Origin of the sequence: Microbulbifer variabilis (assembly GCF_023716485.1) — a bacterium.
Taxonomy (GTDB): domain Bacteria; phylum Pseudomonadota; class Gammaproteobacteria; order Pseudomonadales; family Cellvibrionaceae; genus Microbulbifer; species Microbulbifer variabilis_B.
On sequence record NZ_CP092418.1, the window covers coordinates 1,882,745 to 1,908,504 of the forward strand.

Below are 25,760 nucleotides of genomic sequence, written 5' to 3' on the forward strand. Positions count from 1 at the left end.
GAAGGGTTGATATGGAGGGGAATTGCTAAATTTTAGAGCTTGTTTCTAAGGATATTTTAAATCTTAGTCCGTATTATTTGCTTGGTAACTACCAAGAGTTCGCCCACCATGCGGTAATCAGTCAACATTATAATTCCTCTAAATGTTTCCTGTTTAGTCAGGAAGTGGCAAGAAACACAGAGGGCGGATTAGTCTATGAGTATAGGGATGTTACAGAATTACTCCCAGGAAACCTTGGGAGCTAAGATCTGTATCGATAATAGTTGGCCTTTTTTTCTGCGCGCCTTGGATTCTATACCAAATAAAAAATTTTGTACCACTATCGATTATGGCGCCGCAGATGGTGGTACTTCTATGGAGTTATGGGGGCGAGTATTTAAAAAACTCGGTGATAAAACGATATGCCATATCGCTAATGATTTACCATCCAGTAATCTGTTAACACTCGCTGATAATCTAAACGAATTAAGAGCTAAGTTTGAAAATCTAGTGGTCTTTATACAACCCAGTAGCTTTTATAGTCATGTGGCACCCCAGGCTTCAATCAATATTGCTCTGGCGGCTACCACAATGCACTGGCTATCTAAAATACCTGGCACTTTTATAGAGCACATACACGCAAACAAGGTGCGTGGTTTGCGGCGCGAACCCTTTAGAGCGCAGTCCGTGAATGATTTTGATTCACTGCTTGAGGCGAGAGCCTGGGAGTTTGAAGTGGGTGGTCAGTTTGTCCTTGTGGATTTGGCTCAGGATGATAGCGGCCATTTGCTGGGTAATAACGCAAAAGATAAAGATATGTTCGACACGCTGTATGATATTTGGTTGCAGCTGTATAAAGCTGGAGAAGTATCGAAAAGTGCCTTTGAAGGGGCAGTCTTTCAAAATTATTATCGCACAGGTGAAGATATTTGGCAGGTTTTAAATATGCCTCATCATAAGAAAAACTGGATCGTACATGAAGTATCAATACAAATGACACCATGCCCATATCGCAGTCAGTTTGATTTGGATGGAAATGCTTCAGCCTTTTCCGAGGGGCTGATGAAAACTATACGGAGTTGGAGCGAGCGAACATTCCATACATCAATTGTTGAGCATGGAGGAAGTTCAACTGCGATTAAAAAGTTATATGATGAGTTGCAAGAGCGTATTTTCAATAGTCCCAATCATTATAGTATGGATTATGTTCATCACTATATTCGTTTGGAGCGTCGCTAATACGATGGATCTATTATGAGTGTAGATTTACTTTCGATTGAAATGTCATGTGGGACAATCCATTTCGCTTGCGCTAAAAGAAGTTCAATGCCAGCGAATGGCGGCCTGAGAGTATTAGAGTATCAGAAGGATGAATATGCTGCTGATGAAGCCTGTCAGTTAGCAGAGCGAATGCAGGTTAAGCACCAAACTTATCATACAGGATTTAGGGGTGGGAAAATTGTTGCAAATGTCAACAGTATATCGCAAGCATCCTTTGATGAAATTATTACCATAGCAGCATCAGAGCTCAACAAAAGAAAAGGAGATATGTTCACTGGCGCAGACCTTAACTTTGGAGATACACAAGTGATGCGTCTAGCTGCGAAAACTCAATATGTGTTAGCCGCATTAGGTTCAAAGGTGCATTATGCAGAAGCTACGGCGTCAGGTGCTTTAGGTGCGATTGCAGCGGGAAAGTCCGCACTCAATATCCCCAGGGCAAGAGTTCTAGTGCATGGTGCAGGTGCTGTTGGGAGCAGAATCGTTAAAAGGCTGGTAAAAATGGGAGAGCTGGTATCTGTCTATGACCATATCTTGGAGCGAGGGAGTATTTCAGGTGCCGTCAATTCTGAAAATATAGAAAATTGGATTTCACAGGACTGGGATATTGTTGTTCTCGCCTCAGCCTCTCGGATAATTGATGTTGCTTTGGCTAGGAATCTAAAGGCTAGAGTATTGGTTTGTGTGGCTAACTTACCTTTTGTATCTGGAGCTCAACAAATATTGGAAGAAAAAGGCACGATAGTATTTGATGAAGGACTTTCTAGTGCCGGTGCAGTGATGGCTGATTCTATTGAGTTTTACAACCCAGAGGTTTGGCGGTCTGTGAATCCACGGCAAGTCTATCATTTTATATTTAGTAAAATTTCTGAAGCCTGCTTTAAAAAATTGGAATCCGGTTACCCCCATCTTAGTTATTTAGGACGACAGTTTGTTGGCTACGGTTAGAGTGTCAAGATGACAAGCTACTATGATGTGATAATCATTGGTGCGGGTATGGCAGGGCTTAGTTCGGCTTATGCGCTACGCAAATCTGTGGATTCCATTCTAATTTGTGACCAATTCCAGATTGGAAATACTTTTGGTAGTAGCTCCGGTAGTACGAGAATGTTCAGAGCGATGTACTCCAATCCGTATTACTGCCAAGCTGCAAAATATTCTAATGTACTTTGGGAGTCTCAGGAAAAACATTATGGTAAAAAACTTAGAGTATCCCATGGCTTGTTATTTTACGGTGAAGACTGGGGAGAGGAAACCATTGAAGGGAGTATCTGTGCGGCTAAACAAGTCATGCAGAGGCAGTCAATACCTTTTGAAGAGTTGACTGCAAAGGAAATTAGTGCGCGCTGGCCACTGCGCACCAAGCCCGGCTGGCAAGGGCTATTTGAGCCAGCAGCAGGCGCTGTGTTATCCGGCGAGTCCTTAAATTTTTGGAAAAATGAAGTGATTCGTTGCGGCCATAAAATTAGGTTAGGAACCAAAGTGGTTTCGGTCTCTGATGGTGCTGATGTAAATGTCCTGCTTGAGGATGGTACTAAAGCTTCATCCAAGCGTTGTATTATAGCAGCAGGCCCTTGGTCTAGATATTTCCTTGAACTATTGGGGTATCAGGTACAGCTTCAGATTTGGCCAATGTTATGGGCGTACTATACGATTGAAAGAGATCGTATGGATACCTATCCACAGTGGTTCTGTTTTCAGGAAAAAGCAAAGAATGATCCTGATCAAGGGCTTTACTATGGGTTTCCTTTTATGGGGGATAAGAAGAACGGCACAGATTTGATCAAAATAGGTATTGATTGGGCACCAGACAAGTTAAAAAGGTCAGATTACACTCCCTCTGCGAATATGACGATTCCTACAGAGCTACTGCAAATTCTAGACGATTTTGTATTTTCTTATATAGAAGGTGTTAGATCCCGCTCAGAGGCGCACTTATGTCCTTATACAATGAGTACAGATGCAGGGTTTGTATTAGACCGTTTGAGCAAAAATATTTTTATTTTTAGCCATGGTTCAGGTCAAGCCTTTAAGTTTGCCCCAGTGATTGGGGAAAATTTAAAGCGCCTAGTATTGGATGAGGCACCTTTGTTTGATTTGTCACCTTGGTCTGTAAAAAGAGCCGCTTTGCAAGTTTGAAGTGTTAAGGGGGCGCGAGGATCAATTAAGATAGGTTCTAAATGTTCGCGTAAATGTTTTTATTTTTAAGTCAAAAATAATTGCCGATTAAGTTTTTGATTGGTTGGTTATGCGCCCATAATTTTTTTGTTGAAATCCAAGACCATTTGTGGTCTGTCGGTAAATACTCCATCCGCACCCTGTGAGGCAAGTAGTGCTAAGTCGTCAGGGTTATTTACTGTGAAAATATAGTTTTTTAACCCTCGATATTTGGCATCGTTAAGTAAATCTTTGTGGAGGAAGTCCAAGGCAGTATGTAGTGAATAAGCTTTCAAAGGGGCTGTACATGCGGCTAGATCGAGGGGAACCCCAACTATTATTACACCGCGACGAACTTCTGGTAGTAGGCGTAGGCATTCATATAATTGTAATTGATCAAATGAAGATACTATATATTGATCAAAAGTAGCCCCGCTATCTGTAACAAATGTACGAATCTCTTGTGCCAATAGTGTCGCACAATTAGGGCCTTTGAGTTCTATGTTTAATTGAGCCTTGTCACCTATTAAGTCTAAGACTTCTTGTAGCGTTGGAATCTTACTGCCGCAGGGTAGAGGCATAGCTCTAAGAGTTTCTGGTTGCATGTCTGTAATAATTGTATTCCCAGGTTGCAAACGACCTAGGCGCCTATCATGAGTAACAAGAAGTTGACCGCCAATATTCCATATATCAATTTCTACTCCTCCAACCTTCAAATCCAGTGCTTCGCCAATTGCCTGTAGCGTGTTTTCACTAAACAAGCCTTGGTAACCTCGGTGAGCAAAGCAGAAGAGGGTGCCTAATGCCATTTTCAGAAAGTCCAAGTAGTTGATATAAATAAATGATTTATAAGGTATATTCTAGAAGATTGTGTTGTTATTAATACTAATCAATATTGGTTTGTAAGTGTTAATGGGTGTTCTCTCAAGTAGTAATGTGTTTCCTTAGCTAATTTGGCTGAGTCTTAATAGGTCACTGTAATGGGTTGAATTATGAATCCTTGTGGGGCTTACCATTTAACAGTGGCGTGAAATGTTGTGATACAACTATCTTTATGGCATAAATAATAAGTGGCTATATTTAACTCTATCTTAAAGATGGTGTATTTGATAGGTTTTATGGTTTGGGTGTATTATTCGATTCTATGATTTATAGGTTTGGTATTTTAAATATGGAATTATAATGTCACGAATATTGGTTGCAGGTGGCGCCGGCTTCTTAGGGGCTCATCTATGTGAAAAATTATTGGGAGAGGGGCATGATGTCTACTGCGCTGATAATTTACACACGGGGGTAAAGCACAATATAAAACATCTGTTATCGAATTCATGTTTCAATTTTATTCAGCATGATGTAACAAACGCATTATATGTTGATGTTGATGAAATTTATAATCTGGCTTGCCCAGCTTCGCCAATTCATTACCAGGTTGATCCAGTACAGACGCTAAAAATTAATATTAATGGCGCAATTAACATGCTTGACCTTTCAAAACGGGTTAATGCCAAAATACTCCAGGCTTCATCAAGCGAAGTCTATGGAGACCCTGAAGTGCATCCTCAGTCTGAGCAGTACTGGGGAAAGGTAGATCCGGTTTGTATGCGTTCATGTTATATTGAAGGGAAACGGTGTGTTGAAACCCTGTTTTTCAGTTACTTCCGTCAATATGGATTGCAAATTAAAGTAGGTAGGATTTTCAATACATACGGACCAAGAATGCACCCAAATGATGGACGTGTAATAAGTAACTTCATCGTTCAGGCGCTTAAGGGTGATGATATAACCATATATGGTACAGGCCAACAAACACGAAGCTTTTGCTACGTTGATGACTTAGTTGAAGGATTGATTCGCTTGATGGGGGCTCCAGCAAACATAACGGGACCCATCAATCTGGGAAATCCATCTGAGATTACTATTAGTCAGCTGGCTCAGCGTATACTTTCATTAACGGGGTCATCTTCAAAATTGATCTACCTACCATTACCTAGAGATGATCCTCGTCAGCGTAAACCAGTTATTGATCAGGCAAAATCTTTACTTAATTGGGAGCCCAGAGTAAAGCTAAACGATGGACTTAAACAAACCATTATTTACTTTGAGAAGCTGCTTTGTATAAGAGGGAGCTCTGGGTTATTGAAAAATTAATTTCAAAGCCTTAAGCATTGAAGTTGGCAATATTGATTGATAGGTTAATACACATTAACTTCCTATCCGTTCATTCTGGTGAAAATAAAATGCTTTTGCATTTTGCCAAAGAACTTGGTTAGCTCCCGTTTCATCCAGAGTATTTTTAATTAATGTGACATCCTCATCTCGAAAAGGACGCGGTGCTCTAGTAGACGGTAAATCTGAACCGAACATAAGGCAGCTAGGGTTAGCCTGATAAAGATCTTTAATGGCGTTAGATGGATTGAAGTCCAGGCGCCCAAATCCTGTTGCTTTCACTCGTACACCTTTTTCGGCAAGAGATAGCAGCAACTTGAGCCCAGATTGACTCAACCCCAGGTGATCAATAGACACGCTGGGTAAGGTTAGTAAGGTGCTTTCTAGAGGGGCCAAGTTGGCTGAATCTACATAGAGTTCTACATGCCAATTGGCCAGATCATAGACTCTTTGTGCGAAATCCTTGATAGTTGCTGCAGAGATTGAATCCCCACGCTTTAGATTGAATCTTACAGCACGGACGCCATGTTCATTGAGCGCCAGTATCTTTTCATCACTGGTATCTGGCGGAAGCTGGATCACTCCTACAAAATTCTTCCCTAGGTTTTTTAGAGCATCCATTAGGTAGGTGTGATCATTTCGCTGAAAAGACCCAGAAATAACTGCACCACCGAGAAGGTCGTAATTTTTTACCCGGTCCAAATAGTCGCTGGTGGTAAAGAAATCAGGCGTAAATCCTTGATTTGAAAAAAGAGGAAAACCAGGGGTAATAATGTGAAAATGACTGTCGAAAATAGCAGTTCTATCTGTAGGCATAATAAATAACATCTAAAGACTTTGGGTTGAGTGACTTTCTAAAAGTAATGCGCTCACAAAAAATTAATACTAAAAGGGTCAGATAGGCCAAACTTTCTAGAATGATTTTTTAGTTCGTGCTGTAAAAATAAGTGCCGGGAAGGATACCATGACAGAAACTAGGACTCCCCTGACAAAAACCCAATTTTGGGGTTTGGTAGCACTCAGTCTAGCGGTATTTCTTATTGCAAATGACTTCACAGCTTTCTCTGTAGCGATTCCTGCAATGGAGAAGGAGTTTAACTCTGATATCACTACGGCTCAGTGGGTAATAAACGGATATACCCTGGTTTTTGGCGTTCTAATCATCTCTGGAGGGCGCTTGGCCGATATGTTTGGGCGCCGACGTATCTTCTTTATCGGCACTGCAATCTTTGTCTTTTTTTCTCTTCTTGGTGGACTGGCTGTAGACATGTGGATGCTCCTAATATCTCGGGCACTAATGGGTATTGGAGGCGCAATGATGTGGCCGGCCATTCTTGGGATGATCTATGGATTAATGCCGGAGGATCGTTCAGGCTTGGCGGGTGGCCTAATTATGACAGTCTGCGGAGCATCCAATGCCATTGGGCCAATGTTGGGAGGAATACTAACTGATTTAGCTAGTTGGCGCTGGATCTTTTTTATTAACATCCCCATTGCGATTCTGGCTTGCCTAGTTTGTTGGAAGGTGATCGCCGATGACAGTCCGGATAAAATTGATGAAAAAATAGATTATGCAGGAGTAACGACCCTGTCTATCTCTTTGTTTGGTTTGCTCGTTGCGCTGGATTTGGCGGTAGACTTTGGCTTTAAAAGCCCCTGGATAGTCTCTTTATTTGCAGTTTTCTTGATATTTTTGGGGCTTTTTATCATCGTAGAACGCAATGCTGGCAAGAATGCCTTAATCCCTGAAGATGTAGCTACAAATAATAAGTTCTTTGCGGCGGGCATGGCAACATTACTACTCTCTGTGGTCTTTTTTGCAGCATTGCTCTATATCCCTCAGTTTCTGACCAAGGTTAGGGGTTACTCAGCAGCATTTTCTGGAATAGGGTTGTTACCAATGATGGCGGTATTTGGCATAGTTTCCTATATATCTGGCAGTTTGTATGAAAAGCTTGGAGCTAAAGTGATTGTTTCTGCCGGTACCATTTGTATGTGTATCGGAATGTTTATGCTTTCGCATATGACTGCCAATACCACCTATCCGGTGCTTATTCCCGGCTTGATGATTCTGGGTGCGGGGGTTGGGCTCTTCTATTCCACAATAACGACTGCGGCGATAACGGTAGTCGATCCATCGCGATCAAGTCTAGCTGGAGCAATACTTTATATGTATCAAATAGCCGGTGGGGCATTAGGATTAGGAATGAATACCACCATCGTTGCTATGGCTCCAGATCTTCCCACAGGTATTGATAGAGCTTTTACAGTCAATGCCTACCTTGCCTTGGCAGGCTTTGTAGTGTGTGTTTTGTTTGTAACAGGTAAAGATGTGAAGGTAGATTATGAAGAAGAGGGGATTTTGTGAAGCTCTTTAGAGAATTTATTAGGTGCTCTAACTTAAGTTATTAGGGAGGCCATAGATTCTCAGTGATCACTCTTCAATGATTGAAAGCTATTTAATCAATAGAAACATCTTTGGTAAATAAAAAGCACGTAAAACCGGATCTAAATCAAGCTATTCTATGATGTTTGATAGTCTACAATCATCTAGGCACTTTTTAAGTGCCCAATAGAAAAACAATTTTTCAGTCAAATCGATTGTATTAATGCTGAGAGTAATTTGCTGATGTTGAGAGGATGCCTATGAATTATACTTTTATACAAAAGTTATCTGCAGAATTGATTGGTACCTTCATTCTCGCTGCAGCGGTATTAACCTCTCTAACCCCAACCAACCCTTTTCCCATAGCGACACCTATTGCTGCGGGGCTTGCATTGGGCTTATGCGTATATCTCCTTGGGGGCATTTCTGGCTGTCATATCAACCCAGCAATTTCTTTTTCCATGTTAATTTCCAAGAAGATTAGCTTTAAAGACTTTCTGGGTTATGTAATTGTTCAAATTTGTGGAGGAGTTTTGGCGTTACTGATGGTAACTATGTATGTGCCATTGGGGCAGGAAGGTTGGCTGGTTTCTCATAAAGCCTCTGTTTTTAGCGGCATTGGTGAAGCATTGGGGACTGCTTTCTTTAGTTTTGGGGTTATGTCTACGACATATAATAAAGATATAAGTAAGGCCACCTCAGGGATTGTTGTGGGTGGCTCACTACTGCTAGGGTTGATTGTATCCCACAACGCTTCATACGGAATTTTAAACCCGGCTGTGGCTTTGGCAACAAAGGCCTGGAGCTGGGATTATTTATTCATGCCCTTTGTTGGTGGAGCTGTAGGAGCATTGATTAGTTATTTACTATTTAGGCCCAGTAAACATACTCAGTAGCATTGTAGAATCACCCCTCTTAAGTATAAGTTTGATTTTTATTGTAAATAGATTTCTTTCCTTGGAAGGATTCATAAAATTTCAAATGTGAGTCGTAAGAAAAGGTATCTAGCCTTGTTTTATAATCCTTTATCCAATTAACCAGCATATTTAGATTTGAATCTTGAGCTTCTTTAGAGTCATACTTATGCGGTTCCCATGGCCTAGACTTGGCATTGTGTATACATTGCTCAATGCTAAGATCCATAAATATGATTTCAGTGGCTTGGTCAGCCAGAATTTCTAATAAATCTGTATAACACCCCTCTACCACCCAGTTTTCATGTTTCTCTAGAAAGTCAATGACCTTCAATTGAGATTCATCTAGAGGCATTCTTTGCGGGGGAGAGGTTGGCAGCCATGCTAAAGTGTCTAAATCTAAATGTGCAAGTCCTAACTTCTGGGAAAGATACTTTGCTAGAGTGGATTTCCCTGAGGCTGAGTTACCAAATATTAACACCTTGCTCAATGATGTATCCTATAAAATAGTTGAAGAGAATTAGTTAATAACTCTTCCTGTTGATTTTAAGAGCAGAAGTAGTAGCAAAGAACGATGTATGTGCCTAGCTTGTCTCGATACTAAGGTTGACCAATATTACTATTTCTGCGCTTTGAATAGATATTTTCTTGTGATGTAAAATAGCCGATAGTTATACTCTACCCCATAATAACTTTCGCCATATTCAGATGCGGATGCTGTGGATTATACTTAATTCCGTTGTTCGGAGAAAAACCGTAATGCTCTGCCAGCGCTGTTACAAGCACGTAAGTATAGAAGTCGCCTATGGATGTATCGCCACTGAATTTGCCAGCAGCATCTAAGAGTTTCTGCTTGTTTTCTGATAATTCTAGACCGGTTTTATTAAAATTTTTAAGGTCTCGTATATCGCTATACATCCACGCGACAATAATTGTATTTCCTACCGCTGTTGGTGCAAAAAGACCAATGATATTTGAAGCAATAGCCAGAAAATCACGACGGACAGCTCTATAGTGTTCGCTCCAACTGGTATCCACCGCCCCAAGATTTTGTTTTAGACTTTTAAGTGCAAGTATAGTGGCCACAATTCCATTGATCTTTGAGGGGATATCATGGATGGATGAGGCTAAAGAAGAAGTTGAAATGCCAAGGTTAATTTTTCTGTCTTTTTTGAGAGCATTGTTTTTCTCAATTTTATTGTCAATATTTTTTGCAAGGTGTGCTGTGGAGCAAAGTCTTTGATAATCTACAACCGTCAACAAAAAGCTGTTTTTCATCGCGTCAAGCTGTGAGATTTCACTAGCTGGCACTTTAGAAGTTAAGTATTCCCTGAGAAAGGAGTGAATAGCCAAAATACAACTAACTTCACTGTTAAGGTGATTCCAATATATCTGACCTTCTATAGAACGATCGCGGCCAGCAACGTAGTTGTTGCTGACATCTCTCTTGATAATTTTACCCCATACATCATAGCCAGTAGAGCAAAATTTAATCATTTGCTGGATTTTTAAGTCGGTGAAAATATCTGGAGTCATATGAAATCCCTTGATGAAATTAAATGTTCAGCATTTTCTCATTATTATTAGTTCTTCAAGCGTAAGAAAATTACTTAACCAAAAGGTATAGGTATAGCAAGACAGGTTGTGAGTAAAATATGATATAAACCATATTTTGAAGAGGCTGTATACCAAATGCCTTTACCTATAGCTACCCGTTACAAACCGAGCGAATACTAGCATACTCACTTCTCAAGCAAATTACCTCTTGGCACACTGACTTTAAGGGTTGGATTACTGGCTTGAGATGAAAGAATCTGAAAAGAGTCAGCTATGAACACTTACACCTAATTGGCACCAATGTGCACACTTCAGTGGGACTTCAATATCTGTACTGACGTTTTAGTTAGTCTCTTTATGAGGCAATGATGAAGTGGAATGTACCAGATATGGAAAGTTTGGCACCTTATGAATCTTATCATATGTCGGTCTGATACCCCTGCAGGGTATGATTTGAACGATGTTTCATTGAGTTGCAGCACTGCAAGCGCAGCATTCTTTTCATAGCGATAGTACAAATAATACGATATAGCTGACCCTTTTGGATCTTTCAGGGTTCGAAATGCTTTATTGGATTAATATCGATTTAACCTAAAGTTAACAGTTTACTTAACTTAGTAAATCAAACCCAGAGCTCTGTCGATTGACCAATATGCACTAACTACTCCAACTGGATAAATAATGTAGCTTGACGGCGCCAAGGTATATTTATAAAAAAATGAAACGCTCCATCTTGAAAAGATCCACTTGATCAGGAAAATTGAAGCAATCAAGACTAAAACAAAGAGTATTTGCCCAAGCTCTACACCTATATTAAAGCTAAATAAAGCGATGATTTTCTGACTTTGTGGAAGACCTAATTCTGTTAATGCGCTGGCAAACCCAAACCCATGTAACAACCCAAATCCACCAGCTACAATAGCAGGATAACGCCAGGTCAAAGTGTTTTTATTACCTCGCTCAATGGCGTATACAATTTCTGCGGCTAGAAACATAATGCTTAATGGAATCAAAACTTCTACAACATCAATTCTAATGGAGAATAGATTTAAACTTGCGAGCCCCAATGTGAGGGAGTGTCCTAATGTAAATCCACTAATAGCGACTAAAATACTCTTAAGACCTTGGGCAATAAATACTAAACAAAATACAAAAAGCAAGTGATCATAGCCCTCTAGTATATGTAGAAATCCAGCTTCGATATACTGTTTAACGCACTCCCAAATGGTTAATTTGTAAGGCAAGTCTATTACTAAGATCTTTGGGCCATTAAAGATGTTGATTGTATCACCCTTAAATTTTTTATATTGAATTAAGCTTGATAAGGCAGGGTTAGCAATTGGGTATGAGATTTTTAGTTTAAGGGTGTTTTCTGCTCCTTTAAAATCATGAAGGTGGGAGGCTTGACATAGATAGCTCTTAACATGACGTCCAGAAAAATCTAATGTAGTTGAGTGCCTTTGGCAAAAATTTCCTGTCAAACTTACTTCAGGCTCAGTACCTGGTTGCATAACTGGCGGTGTTTTCCAGCGAAGGTTGTATCTGCTTTCCGAGATCTCTTTTAATTCAATGTAAAGCGGTCTTCCATCATGCGCAAAGCTTAGATTATTAAAGATTGTACCTAGTAACGAAATTATAATGGTTGTAATGGTCTTGTAGAGACTTCTATTTAGCATAGGTTGTGTCCATAGGCACATAAGGTAAGGAGTTATCCCACTCAACTCTATACTCAGCCAGCAATTCTTTAAATTTCATTTTTTTATTCACTTCCAGTTTTTCTCGTCGATAATCCTCTAGAACTAAGGGGTAGGCCTCGGTAAGGCTGGGTAGGCGACTTTTTTTGTGATCGCTAACCAATATAAGGTGTAGACCATAGGGGGACTCAAGCGGGCCAGACCAGGTGTTTAAGGGCAGGTCGAAAACATTCTGCGCCAAAGTATTTCCGAGATGGCTAGCTACTAGTTGATAAGTTCGTTCTACATAGTTTCGATGGAAAAGAAACCTATCCCCATAGAGGGAGGATTTTTCAAAAGGGATTGATTGTTTTAAAAGTTGATCCAAAGTCTGCTTGGCGGTCTCCTCTAAATTTTCTTTAGAGTAATGCCTTGCATCAAAGAAAACATGGGTGAAAGTAATTGATGCTTCGATGCGATATTTTTCTTGATTAAGTTGAAAGTAATTTTTCAAATCTTCATCAGTGATACTTATTTTACTAGAAAATCCTCCAGTTACGTAGTCCAGCTTTTGAATAAGGCGTCTTCGTATAATTTGATCATGTTCCTGTAAACCTAGATTAATCGCTTCTCGATAAAGTATTTCTTCCCTAATGTAATCATCAATCAAGTTGAATTTTTCAGTTTGAGTTAGGCTTTGCCAATAGCGTCTAGCAAATGTCTGGTTGAATGTTTTTTTCTGAAATTGGAGGTGTTCAATGATCTTGTCTTCGTTTATAAGTAGGGTGTATTCTTGATTGAATTTATTATCTTTGTTTAGAAATTCTGCAGCGATGAATAGCATTAATGCGATAATGAAAAAGTGTAGCAGGGGTTCTTTTCTTAGTTCTTCAAACTTCCACTGCATTTAATGTCCTCCATTGATATTTATAGAGAGTTTCTATTCTTCATCAGAATGGATTAACGAAATTAACCATCAGGCTTCTTTAGTTATCGGGTTTATTAAAGATGTTAAGGGGTATACCAGATAGGAGAGGTGTAAGCACGCTCCTGGAGAACCGCGGGCCCTTCAGGTGGTATCTGAATACTTCCATCATTAATTTCTTTTGAGGCTACGGCATCGTAGAGTGAATGGCGTGGAGTAGGGATCTGCAATACTCGAACATAGTAAAAAGCGCGTGCATTTACATCAAAATCTGGGTCTTGCCATAAAGTGGATAATTCAATAGAACCAATCTTATTGGTATATTGTCCTGTTTCTCGATTTACTGTATCACCCACAGAATCTAATTTCCCTTGGTTGTTAAGAGTACGTTCCCCAGACCAAGCAACATTGAATATTTTTTCATGGCTTTTTCCTGTCGTATCCAACCAGGATTTAACAACTTGGATTCTATCCAGATTTGCTCCTTTTGGATCTTTAACCGCACGTATGAGCAGCTGAATTGGTTTGTTAGCTTCTTGTGGTTTGGTCAAATCTCCTCCCATAGGTACGCCATGGATGTATCCCAATTCGGCGATATTTTCAGCATCTATGGCGTGCTTAGGGAAGTTCCAGCCGGCAAAGACACGTACCTGTATTCTAGGTCCGGTAGTGGCATAGACTTCACGGCGTTTAAACGCAGCGAAAAGGCTCTCTCTTGTATTTTCTTCTGCCCAAGCGGCAGCGAGTCCCGAAGCAGACATATTCCAGCCAGTAGCCTTGGTCCCGCCAATGACAGTGTTGGTACGCTTGCTAGTTGGTATGGAATCATGGGCAAATTTACCCCAGAAATTGTTCTCCTCTGCAGTAGACATACCAGTATGTGAATCCGTGGACCCTATAAAACCCAACTTATAAGGGTTTACACCAATCTTATCCTGTATCTCAAGGCCAGTACGTAAGGCGGATCTAATGAAGTCACCTTTAGCAATACGGTAAGCCTCTGGATCAGATTGTAAGTAAAATGGATAATTTTCGAAGTCGGCGAAGGGATCTCGCGGTGAAAGTTTTGAATGGGTTTCTGAATCCCCCTTAATTTGTGTTATTTCGACTAAGGGCTCCCAGCGCATACGTGTGCGCGCATACTGTGCATCAATTGGCTCACCGCGCAGTGTGGTTTCTGCGAACATGTAGCCTTTGGAAACATTGGAGTTATGAGGAATGGCAATAAATTCACTGCCAGTTCGTTGAGAAGTCTCATCTAACCAGTACCATAAATCCTCTGGATACTGGCTCTGGTCAGACCCAAAAGGAAGATACTGCTTAGCCTTTTCTGCACCATCTGGGGACACCACGACCCGGTGTAAATTAGCCCCGGTTGGTGTTGAACTCCATTCCCAGCCAATAAAGCTGGTGAAGGTACCGGGGTTATTGTGACGCTCTGCGGCGTCGATTATATCGTTCCAGGCGTTTGTCCGGGTTTTATTCAAATCTCCAAGCACTGGTTCCGGGGGCTGGTTAGCTGGATCCTGGACAGGATCAAGGTAGGTTTCCGAGTCTAGTGCTTTAGCTGGCAGGAGCTGATTGAAAATATCCATACCCTCATTGATCGATACCTTATAGCGAATATGCTGCTTGGCAAACCAGCGCATCATCGACTGATAAAAGGACATCTCGCTATCGAGCTCATCTGTTTCATTAACCACTGCTCTCATAACACCCAATCCTTCAGCGTGATCCGATACTACTAGAAAATCCAGAGGTGTATCGATACGTACTTTTGCATGGGTATAAGGGTGAATGACCGGTTGCCCCTTTGCCCAGCGGTAAGCGGTATCCGGGGTTGCCGAATAATTTTGGCTTAAGAAGGCATCAAATGAGTATGAGGTATGAAGGTGCATATCTCCCCAAAAAAGCTGAGTCGGCTCATTGGCAATAGCAACATGATGCACAGTGATTACTGCCAGCCCGGTAAGATACACAACTTTTTTTATAAGACTTTTCATGTTTTTAATTGTTATAGTCGGTTAGCTTTTTTAAAGCATAGACTCACTTAACATGCCAAGATTGTTAGGATAATCTTGACAGGCAAGGAAATGAGTCAGTGGATGCTAATCGATTGGCTTATAGGTTTCTTTGCCGATAAGGCCAATCTCTTGACTAATTAGGACATATGTGTAAATGGCTGAGTATGGACACACGACCATTGCAACCTGGGTATTACCCATTATTGAGACCTTGAAACCATATTGTTCTGCCCAAGAAATCCTACGGTGTGCAGAAATTGACCCAAAATGTATTGAGGATGCAAATCAAAGAATACCTCTAGATAATATGAAAAAACTATGGGAATTCGCCGAAGCTATCTCAGGTGATGATTGTATTGGATTGCAAGTTACTAAGTACGTCAAACATACAAATCTTCACGCTCTAAGTTATGCTCACTTGTCGAGTAGCTCCATTAGAGAAAGTTTATTGAGGTCAGCACGATTTTCAGAGGTGGTCACCACCGCAATGAGAATTAATATACATGATGAAAAGAAGCAAGTTATAGTATCTTGGAAAAAAGTCGATGACTTTATTTATGAACCAAGTATTCATGCTATAGATGCCTTTATGGCTTTGCTAATAAAGTCCATTGGGAAGATATGCCCAGATGTCCATCAACACTTAATATCTATTAATCTACAGAGACCGAGACCTTCCGTTCTTAAATACCATCAACGGATGTATAGATGTCCGATCAATTTTTCGGCTGATTCTTGTGAGATTAGATTTAAGCAAGAGTTTGTTGACCGGAAGCTCGCTTCAGGAAACAATGAGTTAGTTAGCATTAATGAACAGGCCTTGATAAGTTATTTAGAGCGATTGCGGAAGAGTGACATAGTCAGCATGACTAATAGAGTGCTTATTGACCTGATGCCCTCAGGAGATTTTTCACAAGAGGCAGTGGCCAGGGAGCTTGCTATTAGTTGTCGTAGCCTACATAGAAAACTCAAAGAAAAAAATTCCAGTTATCAGATCATTCTGGATAAAATACGTAAATATCAAGCGGTTCAATACCTTAAACAACATGAGCTTCCTATCACTTTAATTGCCTATAAACTAGGTTTCTGTGATACTAGTAGTTTCTCTCGAAGCTTCAAAAAATGGACTGGACAATCACCGCGCGAATTCCGGAATAATTGTAGTGAAAATGTCTCGATTGAAATAGGTATAGACTGAGTGCGAGTATGATCTTCCAAAGAGACAACGGCTATATTTGAATTTTTTATATGTGAGACTAATTGAGTCTAAATATTCTTTTGTTTGGTGTCGGTGACCCTGACATTCTTGAGGCTTGATCTTGCCCCGATAAAACGGACACACTACTTTTCATACTGCTATTCGCTCATATTCTATTGGTGATTGATAGCCTAGAGCTGAATGCAGCCGCCTACGGTTGTAAAAATCATTAATATATCGAGCCAAAGCATACTTTAGATGGCTCATTGTCTGGAATCTAGTTTCTCTAATCAGTTCAGCTATTAAGCTATGAAAGAACGACTCCATATGGGCATTATCCGTACATTTACCCGCTCTACTCAAGCTATGCTGGATTCCATATTTTTTCAACTCTTTTTGATACTCGGACCCTCTGTACTCTACACCTCTGTCCGTGTGTAATATTAATCCCGGTTGTGATCCTCTTTTCCTTACAGCATTCATCAGGGTTCTTCGGGTTAATTCTGTTGTTCTTTTCGTATCTAAACTCCAACCGATTACTCGGCGAGAATACAAATCCATCACCACTGACAAGTACTGCCATTGCCCCTTAATTTTAAGGTAGGTTATGTCAGCAACCCAAACTCGATTCTTGCTTTTACGCACAGCTCCATCCGGTCTAAGATTCTCCCCAGAGGCTAGGAAACGCTTTATGCCTGGTGCCCTACGTGTCACTCTCGTAACTCTGGCTACGACTCCTAATTCCTGCATCAGCCGGGCTACGCGCTTACGGCTAACTTCATATCCCTTGGTCAGCGGGGCTTTCCAAATTCTTGGACTACCATAGCGCCCTGCAGAGTCATCCGAAATCTTTTGAATCTGAACCTTTAGATCATCATCTTGGTGTTTTCGGTGCGATCGCTGCCTCTTCAGCCAATCATAATAGCCACTGCGCGATACTCCCAGCCACTGACAAGTTCTTTTGATACCTAGTTCTGATCCGAACCTCTGGATGAATCGATATCTTGCTGATGTTCCTCCGCAAGAAACCGTTGCCACTTTTTTAACAAATCAAGCTCCTGCTTTAATTTACGATTCTCCGCCTCTAAACGCTTTACCCTAGAAAGTTCTTTCTCTGCTTTAGAGACTGCACCAGTAAGCTTTCTTCGTTTATCTGCCACAATCTTCCCCTCCTGAAACTCTTTTCGCATCGTGACAGCATAAAAGGGTGAATATCGAGAGTTTCGGCCACTTCCTTAACTTGAACACCCTCTATCAAGCTAAGCATTACCGCTTTCACTTTGAATTCATTTGAATACTGCCAAGTCTTTCTAGGTTTGTTGTATTTCGGCATAAGACACCTCGTCTGTTTGACTTTGGTGTCCGTTAAAACGGGGCAAGATCAGTGTCCATTTTGAACGCCTTGTTATATGTTTTTATTAGCATGTAGGGTCTCTACATAGTATTCAAGTGGTTTATTGGGCGACACTAAATCTATGATTGTAAAAGGTAGTAGGAGTATATGACTATAATGTTTTTCATTAACTGAATAGGTATTAGAATGATGGAGCTCTCCGTTTTTATAGAGGTCAAATTTATATATGAAGAGGTCTTTATTTTCTCCCCAAGTTGGGATGAGGCCTAAGCTCAGCGCACTAATAAAAGAATCGCCACCTGCACCTCCGTGCCAATATTTGATATCTATATCAAGGTGGTAATTGCTCTTAGCTTGGGCTGTGTGTACTGGGACGGAGTCTAGCCTAACGCTAGTATTTAGGGATTCTTTGGTTTTTTCAAGAATATCATTCCTAGTCCATACTTTTGTATTTTCACTAATACTAATTGAATAAGAGTGTATTTTTATGGGAGATTCATGGGTTGCTTGCTTCACTACGGGTTCTAACTGGTAGGTGGTACAGCCAGAGACAACCAGAATCAATATGAAAAAATAACCTTTAAATTTCATGAGATGCTTCCATACATATAACGCCCCGCATAACCGGCAGACCGTGCAAAGCGTGGGCTGTTCGGGAAGCCTCCCCCCTTAAAGTAGACGCCACCTTATATTCATCTTATGCGGCCATTCTTTCATATTCATCTGGGCTTTTGAACCCAAGTGAACCATGTCTTCTTTTAAAGTTATAGTACCTATCAAGATACCAAGATAAGTTGGTTCTTAGCTCCTCAACGGATTCAAAATTAAATCCTTTGAAACTCTCAGTTTTCAGTGTTTGAAAAAATGATTCTACATACACATTATCATTCATAAATCCTGGACGATTCATGCTCGGCTCAATACCCAGTTCCTTGAGTCGGTTTTGGTATGCATAAGCACCGTACTCAGAACCTCTGTCGCTGTGAAATATTAGATCTGATTCTATATTTCTGCAACGGACAGCTTTATTTAGCGCTGACAGTGTTAGCTCAACAGTTCGAGTGTCCGACAGCTCCCAACCCAACACTTTCCGGGAGTAAAGATCAATAATCACAGCTAAATATTGCCATTGCCCATTGATCTTCAGATAGGTTACATCACCAGCCCATTGAGAGTCTGGTTTAATCGGCATACCATGCTCTCTTTGTAAATTTTCAACCTTAATGCAAGGATTTCCAGGCAAAGGGCGTCGACGATAGATCCTTCCAGCTTTCCCCACGATTCCAGCCTCTCTCATAAGGCGTTCAACGCGATTGTGATTTATTCGTTCACCATTAGCTTTCAGCTCTGCGCTAATTCTTGGGCTTCCATAATTACCATCATGCTGCGCATAGATAGCTTCGATACACCCAAGGATTCGCCTATTTTCTATGTCTCGAGTGCTCTCATCACGGTTGAGCCACTTATAAAACCCTTGGGGTGAAACATTCAAGTATCTACATAAGTACCTGACACCAAAGTCTGATCGATTAAGAGCTATGAACGAGAATCTTTCAGCTTTGGATCTTTCAGGTACATTTCCCACTTTTTTAGGAAATCATTCTCCTTTTGCAATTTCTCAACCTGCTTTTTTAGACGTCTTATCTATTTATCATCAGTTTGAGACTGAGTTTTCGTTGTCTTTGCCATACTTATTCTACGACTGGGCTTCTCGACCAACTTGCCTTCTCTACTTTCCTGTCGCCATCTATACACCATTACTGGATGCAAACCAATAATGTTGGCGATAGTGGTCGTATCTACTTTCAGTTGATTAGTGAGAGCTACCACTCTAACTTTAAACTCTGTTGAATATTCAACAACCCGCTCTTCACTCAGTATTTTCGGCATTTTTTCCTACCCTATTCAAAAGGTAGGCGTCTACTCAATGGGGGAAGGTTTCCGGCGGAAGCCACGTAGTGGCTGGAGCGAAGTTGATGTGCTTGTTATGAGTTTCTACCTTGGGCCCATAGGCTTGATAGTCTGAGGTCTGGAAACTACTTTCTTTGGAGCAATAGAACTTTTAGAGCATTTTGGGCAACGAAAATCTTCTATATTTTCTTTGTAACCTGCTGACAACATTATTTGAGGAGGAAATGTGCACTTGCAGAGGTTATATCCCAAAGCTTGAGCAATCTGAGCTTCCGCCAATTTCGATGCTTTTTCAGCTTCGTTAAGCCGCTTATCAATTAGATCTTTATCTTTCGAATTAGGCAGAGCATCTTTAGTTTTTTTGGCAAGTCCAATGGCATCTGAGAGTAATGACAAACCAACCTTTACACTCTCCATTGCGCCGTTAACTTCATCCATAAATTCACCTTTTTGATTCATAACAGTGTATTCAAAAGCAGCTGTATTATATCCCCATTCATATATCCCAACACCATAAGCTACCGGCCTAGCGAAAAAAACAAGAAAATTCAGTCTTTAAGACATAATTAGTACGAACGTAAAAATGTGGATATAAGAAGCTGCATAGTTACCTTGTTATTTCGTGGCTTTTGATTTTGGCATAATCGAGCGAACAGCGCCGTAGCTACATTGTTTTAAGCATTATTGCCATTTAACAGTGACATCTGTGGGTTTGGCTAAATAGGGTGGGGCTGTGAGGTGGGGAGGGGGTGATCGGTGATTGTGATTTTAAAGTAAAAAGAGCGGGCTTGGCCCGCTCTCTCAGCGCTGAAGGCTTACTGCCCCAAGCTAAACAGTTGCGTATTACCACCAGTGGCAACGGTATTGATGGTTTTGGTTTTTTCGGTGGCAAAGCGGAACAGGTAGTGGGGGCCGCCGGCTTTGAAGCCGGTGCCGGAGAGGCCTTGGCCGCCGAAGGGGTTTACACCTACCACTGCGCCTACCATATCGCGGTTTACGTAGCAGTTACCCACGTTCACACGCTTGAATACCGCGTCGGCGCGGCCTTCGATGCGGGAGTGCAGGCCGAAGGTGAGACCGTAGCCGGTGGCGTTGATACGGCGGATCACGTCTTCCAGTTCTTCGGCTTTAAAGCGCACTACGTGCAGGAAGGGGCCGAAGACTTCGCGCTTGAGCAGGGAAAAATCTTCAATTTCTACCACTTGCGGGCCGAAGAAGGTGCCTGTGTTGGGCTTCTTGTTTTCATCGCAGGCGAATAGCGGTTTGGCTTCTTTGGCCATACGCTCGCGATGAGCTTCCAGCAAGCCCAGGGCTTTTTCGTCGATTACTGGGCCGATATCGGTTTCCAGTTTACTGGGGTCACCAAGGGTCAATTCTTCACAAGCGCCTTTGAGCATATTGAGCAGGTTATCTGAAATTACGTCCTGCACACACAAAATACGTAGGGCGGAGCAGCGTTGGCCGGCACTCAGGAAGGCGGATTGAATTACATCGTCCACTACTTGCTCGGGCAGGGCAGTGGAGTCTACGACCATGACATTCTGGCCGCCGGTTTCGGCGATCAGCGGTACGATCGGGCCCTCTTTAGCGGCCAACTGTTGGTTGATCAGGCGCGCAGTTTCTGTGGAGCCGGTAAAGGCTACGCCGCCCAGGCGCGGATCTTCGATCAGCAGTTTACCCACGGCGGCGCCGGTACCGGTAATCAGGTGCAGTACCTTGGGGGGAACGCCGGCGTCGAGCATGATACGCACGGCGTGCGCGGCGATGATTGGGGTTTGCTCGGCGGGCTTGGCCAGTACGGCATTACCGGCGGCGAGGGCGGCAACCACTTGGCCAGTAAAGATGGCCAGGGGGAAGTTCCAGGGGCTAATGGCCACAAATACGCCGCGGCCGCCAAGGAACAGTTGGTTCTTTTCACCGGTAGGGCCGGGCAGCTCGGTGGGCTCAGCAAAGTGTTGGCGCGCGGCATTGGCGTAATAGCGGCAGAAGTCTACCGCTTCGCGCACTTCACTAATGCCGTCGTTGAGAGTTCGACCCGCTTCCAGGCAGATAATGGCTGCCAGTTCGTTGGTTTTCTTCTCATAGAAGTCGGCGATACGATCGAGAATCTCAGCGCGGCTGTTGCCACCCTGTCGGTCCCAGTCGATCTGCGCTTCGGTGGCGGAGGCGTAGGCCCGCTCAATTAAATGTTTGTCGGTATTGGCGGTATGGCCGATTACTTCGCCGCTGGCTGGGTTGTAAACCGGCTCTTCAGACTTGCCCATTACGCCATCAACAATAGGGCCACCGAGGAAGTGCTTGCCTTGTTGTTTTTGTACTTCTTCCAGCAGGGGTTCTACTGCGAGTGGGTCGGTCAGTTCTATGCCGTGTGAATTTTTCCGTGGCAGGGCCTCTGCGCCCATATAAATATTCTCCGGTACAGGAATTTGCGGGTGGCGGAGTGGGTTGCAGGCTTCGCTTAAATCGAGGGTATCCTGCACCAGTGCTTCAATGGGTGTGTCTTCATCCATAAAGCGGTTCACAAAGGAGCTGTTGGCGCCGTTCTCCAACAGGCGACGCACCAGGTAGGGCAGCAGGTCGCGGTGGGCACCCACAGGGGCGTAAACCCGCACGGGTACACGCTTGCCGTGTACGGCTTCGATCTGTGCGTAGAGCAGGTGACCCATGCCGTGCAGGCGTTGGAATTCAAAATTGGTGCGCTCGCCGGCCATTTCCAAAATCAGGCCCACGGTATAGGCGTTGTGGGTGGCGAACTGCGGGTAAATCGCTTCTTCCGCGTCCAGCAGTTTTTTTGCACACACTTGGTAGGACAAGTCGGTGTGGCATTTGCGCGTGTACACCGGGTAATCGCTCAAGCCCATTTGTTGGGCGTGCTTGATTTCGCTATCCCAGTAAGCGCCTTTAACCAGGCGCACCATCAGCTTGCGGCCGGTGTCGCGGCCCAGGGCAATCAGCCAGTCGGCCACATGGGGGGCACGCTTCTGGTAGGCTTGCAAAACAAAGCCGAGGCCCTGCCAATCTTTCAGTTCCGGGTCGCGGGCCAGGGCTTCAAAAATATCCAGGGAAATATCCAGGCGCTCGGCCTCTTCCGCATCGATATTCAGGCCCATATCGTATTTGGCGGCGGCCACACACAGGCGTTTTACCTGCGGCAGTAGTTCGCCCATTACACGCTCGCGCTGCAATACGCTGTAGCGGGGGTGTAGGGCGGAGAGTTTGATAGAGATGCCGTTGGCTTCGACGACATCGCGTTTACTGTTGTCTTTGCCGATGGCTTCGATGGCCATCATATAGGCGTCGTAATAGCGCTGGGCGTCGGCCATGGTGCGCGCACCTTCGCCGAGCATATCGAAGGAGAAGCGGGTGCCGGGCAGGTTTTCCTTGGGGCCGCGCTTCAGGGCTTCCTCGATGGTGCGGCCCAATACATATTGGCCGCCCATAATTTTCATGGCCTGCATCATAGAAGTGCGCACCATGGGTTCGCCGATGCGGCTGATCAGGCGCTTCATCCAATGAGAGGGGCGCTCGGTGATATCCGGGTCCAGCTCGACCACGCTGCCGGTGAGCATCAGCCCCCAGGTGGAGGCGTTCACGAACAGAGAATCTGACTGGCCACGATGGCTGGACCAGTTGCCGGAATGCACTTTCTCGGCAATCAGTTTGTCGGCAGTATCAGCATCGGGAACCCTGAGGAGGGATTCCGCTAAGCACATCAGTGCCACGCCTTCTTTATTGGAAAGGCCGAACTGCTGCAGGAAGGCATCGAGTGTGCCGCGCTTGCTGCGCTGCTGGCGCGAGTGGCGCACCAGCTCGCGCGAGGTGTTCAGAATTTTCTTGCGTAGGGCGTCACTGGGGCGGGGGGCGGCCAGGAGCTCGCTAACACATTGGTTTTCGTCGGCGTGCAAATACTCGTGTGCCCGCTCTCGGGCATTCTGGAGATCTCCGGCGAAGTTTGTCGACATATCGTCTCCCAAGCTCTATATCTAGGGTCAGAATAAAAGACCGGATTATGTGCGAAAGTGCTTAGAATTAATCGCCATTTTGGCGACGGTTGTGGTTAAATATCACGCCTAAATGCGTGATTGCCAGTAGGGTATTTTGTAATGTCTCGACAGTTGGAAGATCTGGATCGTATCGATCGCCAAATACTGCGGATTCTTCAACGGCATGGCCGCCTGCCAAACGTGGAGTTGGCGCGCCGTGTGAACCTCAGTCCCACCCCCTGCCTGGAGCGGGTCAAGCGCCTCGAGCGAGAGGGCTTTATCCGTGATTATGTGGCGTTGCTGGACCCTCTCAAGGTTCATGCCGGCTTGGTGGTATACATCCAGGTGACGTTGAATAACACCGCTACCGAGGCCCTGGAGGCCTTTAACCAGCATGTGGCAGGCCTTGAGGAAGTGCAGGAATGTCATATGGTGGCCGGCGGCTTTGATTATCTTGTGAAGATTCGCATTAAGGATATGCTGGGTTACCGCCGTTTTCTCGGTGAGAAGCTGGCCTCGGTACCGGGTGTACGGGAAACCCACACCTATGTGGTGATGGAGGAAGTAAAAACAGATACTGCCGTGGCGGTACCTGATCCAGAGCCTAAAGGTAAAACTACCAGGCGCTAGGCCTGCGTTTGAACGGTCAAGGATGGCCGAAACGCTCACCACTTGGCAGATAATAAACAAACAAGGTTGCCGAGACGGTGGGGGAGAGAGCACTCTTAGGTATCTTTCTGGGATAAGCTCGAACAGGGCTACACACCTAAACACTTCCCAGCACGGCAAACCTTTCTATTGATTGCAGATTTCCCAGGGGAAAATGGCGAATTGGCAACCAATTTCTGCCAGGATTTTATTATCCTCAACATTATGAGTGAGCGGTGCCCTGTGCCGCCCATCCAACCGCGATAACGATAAAGTAGGTACTGTATGGATTTTTCACTGAGCGAAGAGCAGCAGATGATTCAGGATGCGGCGCGTCAGTTTGCCGAGAGCGAACTGAAGCCCATCGCCGCAGAGCTCGATAAAACCGGTAACCGCGAGTTGATGCTGGCCAAGCTGAAAGCCTTGGCTGAACTGGGTTTTATGGGGATCAATATCGATCCCAACTACGGTGGCACCGGTGCCGGCACCATAGCTTTCAGCCTGGCGATTACCGAGCTCGCCCGCGGCTGCAGTTCCACGGCTACGACCACTTCTGTTACCAATATGGTGGCCGAGGTCATCCAGGCCGTCGGCAATGAAGAGCAGCGACAAAAGTATTTACCCAAGATTTGCAGCGGTGAATATGCCGCGGGTTCTTTTTGCCTGACAGAACCGGGGTCAGGTTCCGATGCCGCAGCCATGCGCACCCGCGCCGTGAAAGACGGTGACGAATATGTGCTCAGTGGCAGCAAACTGTTTATCAGCAGTGCTGAGTTCGCTGGCATTTTTGTAGTTTGGGCAGTAACCGATCCCGAGGCGGCCAAAGGCAAAGGCATTAGTTGCTTCCTGGTGGAGGCTGGCACACCGGGTCTGATTATCGGTAAGGCCGAGGAGAAGATGGGGCAGAAGGCGTCTGTTACCAATGAAGTATCCTTCGACAATTGCAGAATCCCCGCCGCCAATCTGTTGGGTGCAGAGAACCGCGGTTTCCGCATTGCCGCCGGCGAGTTGGCCGGTGGGCGCATTGGTATTGGCTCACTAGCGCTGGGCATCGGTCTTGAGGCATTGGACTGTGCTCGCAGTTACATGCACGAGCGCGAGCAATTCGGCAAGAAGTTGGCGCAATTCCAGGGTTTGCAGTGGCAACTGGCTGATAAATATACCGAGTTGGAAGGTGCTCGTTTGCTGTTGTTACAAGCCGCATGGCAAAAAGATGCCGGTCAGGCATTCGGCCCTGCGGCCTCTATGGGCAAGCTGTTTGCCAGTGAAAAAGCCAATGAAGCCTGCTACCTGGCCCTACAAATTCACGGTGGGGTGGGTTATACCCGCGAGTATCCGCTGGAGCGTATGAGCCGCGATGTACGCATTACCACTATTTACGAGGGAACTAGCGAAATACAACGCCTGATTATCGCCCGGCATCTACTCGATGTGCGTTGATGGATTTATGTAGCCAGTGACTTGTGGCCCTGGGGAGGTGGACTATTTCCGACTTGCCCAGTGCCCCCGGAGCCGCACCTTATAGTGTCCCAGCCAGGACACGCTGGCTGGCCCCGCCCTTCATAGCGGGGCTAGTGACTAACGACCTTCCTCTGCCAGCCTAT

Annotated in this window: 21 protein-coding genes and 1 pseudogene; 9 read left to right on the forward strand and 13 right to left on the reverse strand. The window is 44.0% G+C overall.

Translation table 11 applies throughout. The features are described from left to right. The first annotated feature begins 195 nt into the window (after window positions 1-195). From MJO52_RS08510 to MJO52_RS08520, 3 genes are read left to right on the forward strand one after another with little or no spacing between them, the layout of a single operon-like run. Window positions 196-1,218 (forward strand): class I SAM-dependent methyltransferase, encoded by a 1,023-nt coding sequence (locus tag MJO52_RS08510; RefSeq protein WP_252085510.1) that lies wholly within the window; start codon window positions 196-198, stop codon window positions 1,216-1,218. Between the two features lie 15 nt (window positions 1,219-1,233). Then, on the forward strand, window positions 1,234-2,208 hold the full coding sequence (locus MJO52_RS08515) for an NAD(P)-dependent oxidoreductase (protein ID WP_252085511.1): 975 nt from the start codon (window positions 1,234-1,236) through the stop codon (window positions 2,206-2,208). A 9-nt stretch (window positions 2,209-2,217) separates the two neighbouring features. Then, entirely contained in the window at window positions 2,218-3,399 is a 1,182-nt protein-coding gene (locus MJO52_RS08520) for an FAD-dependent oxidoreductase (protein WP_252085512.1), read from the forward strand. A gap of 107 nt (window positions 3,400-3,506) precedes the next feature. On the opposite strand, the gene MJO52_RS08525 is transcribed toward MJO52_RS08520, so the two are convergent. Then, window positions 3,507-4,226 (reverse strand): glycerophosphodiester phosphodiesterase, encoded by a 720-nt coding sequence (locus tag MJO52_RS08525; RefSeq protein ID WP_252085513.1) that lies wholly within the window; start codon window positions 4,224-4,226, stop codon window positions 3,507-3,509. 373 nt (window positions 4,227-4,599) lie between these two features. Between MJO52_RS08525 and MJO52_RS08530 the strand changes: the two genes are divergently transcribed. Further along, window positions 4,600-5,565, forward strand: a complete 966-nt coding sequence (locus MJO52_RS08530) for a UDP-glucuronic acid decarboxylase family protein (protein ID WP_252085514.1) — start codon at window positions 4,600-4,602, stop codon at window positions 5,563-5,565. A gap of 54 nt (window positions 5,566-5,619) precedes the next feature. On the opposite strand, the gene MJO52_RS08535 is transcribed toward MJO52_RS08530, so the two are convergent. Further along, on the reverse strand, window positions 5,620-6,411 hold the full coding sequence (locus MJO52_RS08535; protein WP_252085515.1) for an amidohydrolase family protein: 792 nt from the start codon (window positions 6,409-6,411) through the stop codon (window positions 5,620-5,622). Window positions 6,412-6,547: 136 nt separating this feature from the next. Between MJO52_RS08535 and MJO52_RS08540 the strand changes: the two genes are divergently transcribed. Next, window positions 6,548-7,951: an MFS transporter gene (locus MJO52_RS08540; RefSeq protein WP_252085516.1), complete on the forward strand. Its 1,404-nt coding sequence runs from the start codon at window positions 6,548-6,550 to the stop codon at window positions 7,949-7,951. Between the two features lie 278 nt (window positions 7,952-8,229). Further along, window positions 8,230-8,865 carry an MIP/aquaporin family protein gene (locus MJO52_RS08545; protein WP_252085517.1) on the forward strand — a complete coding sequence of 212 codons (636 nt, stop codon included), beginning with the start codon at window positions 8,230-8,232 and terminating at the stop codon, window positions 8,863-8,865. A 19-nt stretch (window positions 8,866-8,884) separates the two neighbouring features. Here the strand turns inward: MJO52_RS08545 and MJO52_RS08550 are convergent, their stop codons facing one another. The 5 genes from MJO52_RS08550 to MJO52_RS08570 all read right to left on the reverse strand — a co-directional run bounded on the left by MJO52_RS08550 (window position 8,885) and on the right by MJO52_RS08570 (window position 15,041). After that, entirely contained in the window at window positions 8,885-9,364 is a 480-nt protein-coding gene (locus tag MJO52_RS08550) for an AAA family ATPase (RefSeq protein ID WP_252085983.1), read from the reverse strand. A gap of 197 nt (window positions 9,365-9,561) precedes the next feature. Beyond that, complete coding sequence (locus MJO52_RS08555; protein ID WP_252085518.1) at window positions 9,562-10,419, reverse strand: hypothetical protein; 858 nt, start codon at window positions 10,417-10,419, stop codon at window positions 9,562-9,564. 635 nt (window positions 10,420-11,054) lie between these two features. Beyond that, window positions 11,055-12,116, reverse strand: a complete 1,062-nt coding sequence (locus MJO52_RS08560; RefSeq protein ID WP_252085519.1) for a HupE/UreJ family protein — start codon at window positions 12,114-12,116, stop codon at window positions 11,055-11,057. Beyond that, window positions 12,106-13,020, reverse strand: coding sequence for a peptidyl-prolyl cis-trans isomerase (locus MJO52_RS08565; RefSeq protein ID WP_252085520.1), 915 nt, complete (start codon window positions 13,018-13,020; stop codon window positions 12,106-12,108). The genes MJO52_RS08560 and MJO52_RS08565 overlap by 11 nt, the downstream gene beginning before the upstream one ends. A gap of 104 nt (window positions 13,021-13,124) precedes the next feature. Beyond that, window positions 13,125-15,041: a DUF3604 domain-containing protein gene (locus MJO52_RS08570; protein ID WP_252085521.1), complete on the reverse strand. Its 1,917-nt coding sequence runs from the start codon at window positions 15,039-15,041 to the stop codon at window positions 13,125-13,127. 175 nt (window positions 15,042-15,216) lie between these two features. Between MJO52_RS08570 and MJO52_RS08575 the strand changes: the two genes are divergently transcribed. Next, complete coding sequence (locus MJO52_RS08575) at window positions 15,217-16,260, forward strand: AraC family transcriptional regulator (protein ID WP_252085522.1); 1,044 nt, start codon at window positions 15,217-15,219, stop codon at window positions 16,258-16,260. 150 nt (window positions 16,261-16,410) lie between these two features. Here the strand turns inward: MJO52_RS08575 and MJO52_RS08580 are convergent. The 6 genes and pseudogenes from MJO52_RS08580 to putA all read right to left on the reverse strand — a co-directional run bounded on the left by MJO52_RS08580 (window position 16,411) and on the right by putA (window position 23,487). Beyond that, window positions 16,411-17,593 (reverse strand): annotated as a pseudogene (locus MJO52_RS08580) (IS3 family transposase). Between the two features lie 72 nt (window positions 17,594-17,665). Then, complete coding sequence (locus tag MJO52_RS08585; RefSeq protein WP_252085523.1) at window positions 17,666-18,205, reverse strand: hypothetical protein; 540 nt, start codon at window positions 18,203-18,205, stop codon at window positions 17,666-17,668. A 106-nt stretch (window positions 18,206-18,311) separates the two neighbouring features. Continuing rightward, a complete protein-coding gene (locus MJO52_RS08590) occupies window positions 18,312-19,199 on the reverse strand; it encodes an IS3 family transposase (protein ID WP_252085524.1) in 888 nt (295 codons plus the stop codon). Between the two features lie 59 nt (window positions 19,200-19,258). Further along, on the reverse strand, window positions 19,259-19,504 hold the full coding sequence (locus tag MJO52_RS08595; RefSeq protein WP_252085525.1) for a transposase: 246 nt from the start codon (window positions 19,502-19,504) through the stop codon (window positions 19,259-19,261). A gap of 105 nt (window positions 19,505-19,609) precedes the next feature. Next, window positions 19,610-19,963, reverse strand: a complete 354-nt coding sequence (locus tag MJO52_RS08600) for a hypothetical protein (protein ID WP_252085526.1) — start codon at window positions 19,961-19,963, stop codon at window positions 19,610-19,612. A 377-nt stretch (window positions 19,964-20,340) separates the two neighbouring features. After that, window positions 20,341-23,487, reverse strand: coding sequence for a bifunctional proline dehydrogenase/L-glutamate gamma-semialdehyde dehydrogenase PutA (putA, locus tag MJO52_RS08605; RefSeq protein ID WP_252085527.1), 3,147 nt, complete (start codon window positions 23,485-23,487; stop codon window positions 20,341-20,343). 141 nt (window positions 23,488-23,628) lie between these two features. On the opposite strand from putA, the gene MJO52_RS08610 reads away from it, so the two are divergent. Together MJO52_RS08610 and MJO52_RS08615 are read left to right on the forward strand one after the other, a co-directional pair. Then, complete coding sequence (locus tag MJO52_RS08610) at window positions 23,629-24,138, forward strand: Lrp/AsnC ligand binding domain-containing protein (protein WP_252085528.1); 510 nt, start codon at window positions 23,629-23,631, stop codon at window positions 24,136-24,138. A 303-nt stretch (window positions 24,139-24,441) separates the two neighbouring features. Continuing rightward, a complete protein-coding gene (locus MJO52_RS08615; RefSeq protein ID WP_252085529.1) occupies window positions 24,442-25,596 on the forward strand; it encodes an acyl-CoA dehydrogenase family protein in 1,155 nt (384 codons plus the stop codon). Window positions 25,597-25,760: the final 164 nt, after the last annotated feature.

Excerpts from the sequence above, each read along its gene's own strand:
- MJO52_RS08535 (WP_252085515.1), bottom strand. The coding sequence starts at position 6,411 with ATGTTATTTATTATGCCTACAGATAGAACTGCTATTTTCGACAGTCAT.
- MJO52_RS08575 (WP_252085522.1), top strand. The coding sequence starts at position 15,217 with ATGGCTGAGTATGGACACACGACCATTGCAACCTGGGTATTACCCATT.
- MJO52_RS08530 (WP_252085514.1), top strand. The coding sequence starts at position 4,600 with ATGTCACGAATATTGGTTGCAGGTGGCGCCGGCTTCTTAGGGGCTCAT.
- putA (WP_252085527.1), bottom strand. The coding sequence starts at position 23,487 with ATGTCGACAAACTTCGCCGGAGATCTCCAGAATGCCCGAGAGCGGGCA.
- MJO52_RS08510 (WP_252085510.1), top strand. The coding sequence starts at position 196 with ATGAGTATAGGGATGTTACAGAATTACTCCCAGGAAACCTTGGGAGCT.
- MJO52_RS08555 (WP_252085518.1), bottom strand. The coding sequence starts at position 10,419 with ATGACTCCAGATATTTTCACCGACTTAAAAATCCAGCAAATGATTAAA.
- MJO52_RS08595 (WP_252085525.1), bottom strand. The coding sequence starts at position 19,504 with ATGCCGAAAATACTGAGTGAAGAGCGGGTTGTTGAATATTCAACAGAG.
- MJO52_RS08615 (WP_252085529.1), top strand. The coding sequence starts at position 24,442 with ATGGATTTTTCACTGAGCGAAGAGCAGCAGATGATTCAGGATGCGGCG.
- MJO52_RS08570 (WP_252085521.1), bottom strand. The coding sequence starts at position 15,041 with ATGAAAAGTCTTATAAAAAAAGTTGTGTATCTTACCGGGCTGGCAGTA.
- MJO52_RS08520 (WP_252085512.1), top strand. The coding sequence starts at position 2,218 with ATGACAAGCTACTATGATGTGATAATCATTGGTGCGGGTATGGCAGGG.
- MJO52_RS08600 (WP_252085526.1), bottom strand. The coding sequence starts at position 19,963 with ATGGATGAAGTTAACGGCGCAATGGAGAGTGTAAAGGTTGGTTTGTCA.
- MJO52_RS08585 (WP_252085523.1), bottom strand. The coding sequence starts at position 18,205 with ATGAAATTTAAAGGTTATTTTTTCATATTGATTCTGGTTGTCTCTGGC.
- MJO52_RS08540 (WP_252085516.1), top strand. The coding sequence starts at position 6,548 with ATGACAGAAACTAGGACTCCCCTGACAAAAACCCAATTTTGGGGTTTG.
- MJO52_RS08565 (WP_252085520.1), bottom strand. The coding sequence starts at position 13,020 with ATGCAGTGGAAGTTTGAAGAACTAAGAAAAGAACCCCTGCTACACTTT.
- MJO52_RS08560 (WP_252085519.1), bottom strand. The coding sequence starts at position 12,116 with ATGCTAAATAGAAGTCTCTACAAGACCATTACAACCATTATAATTTCG.
- MJO52_RS08525 (WP_252085513.1), bottom strand. The coding sequence starts at position 4,226 with ATGGCATTAGGCACCCTCTTCTGCTTTGCTCACCGAGGTTACCAAGGC.
- MJO52_RS08515 (WP_252085511.1), top strand. The coding sequence starts at position 1,234 with ATGAGTGTAGATTTACTTTCGATTGAAATGTCATGTGGGACAATCCAT.
- MJO52_RS08545 (WP_252085517.1), top strand. The coding sequence starts at position 8,230 with ATGAATTATACTTTTATACAAAAGTTATCTGCAGAATTGATTGGTACC.
- MJO52_RS08610 (WP_252085528.1), top strand. The coding sequence starts at position 23,629 with ATGTCTCGACAGTTGGAAGATCTGGATCGTATCGATCGCCAAATACTG.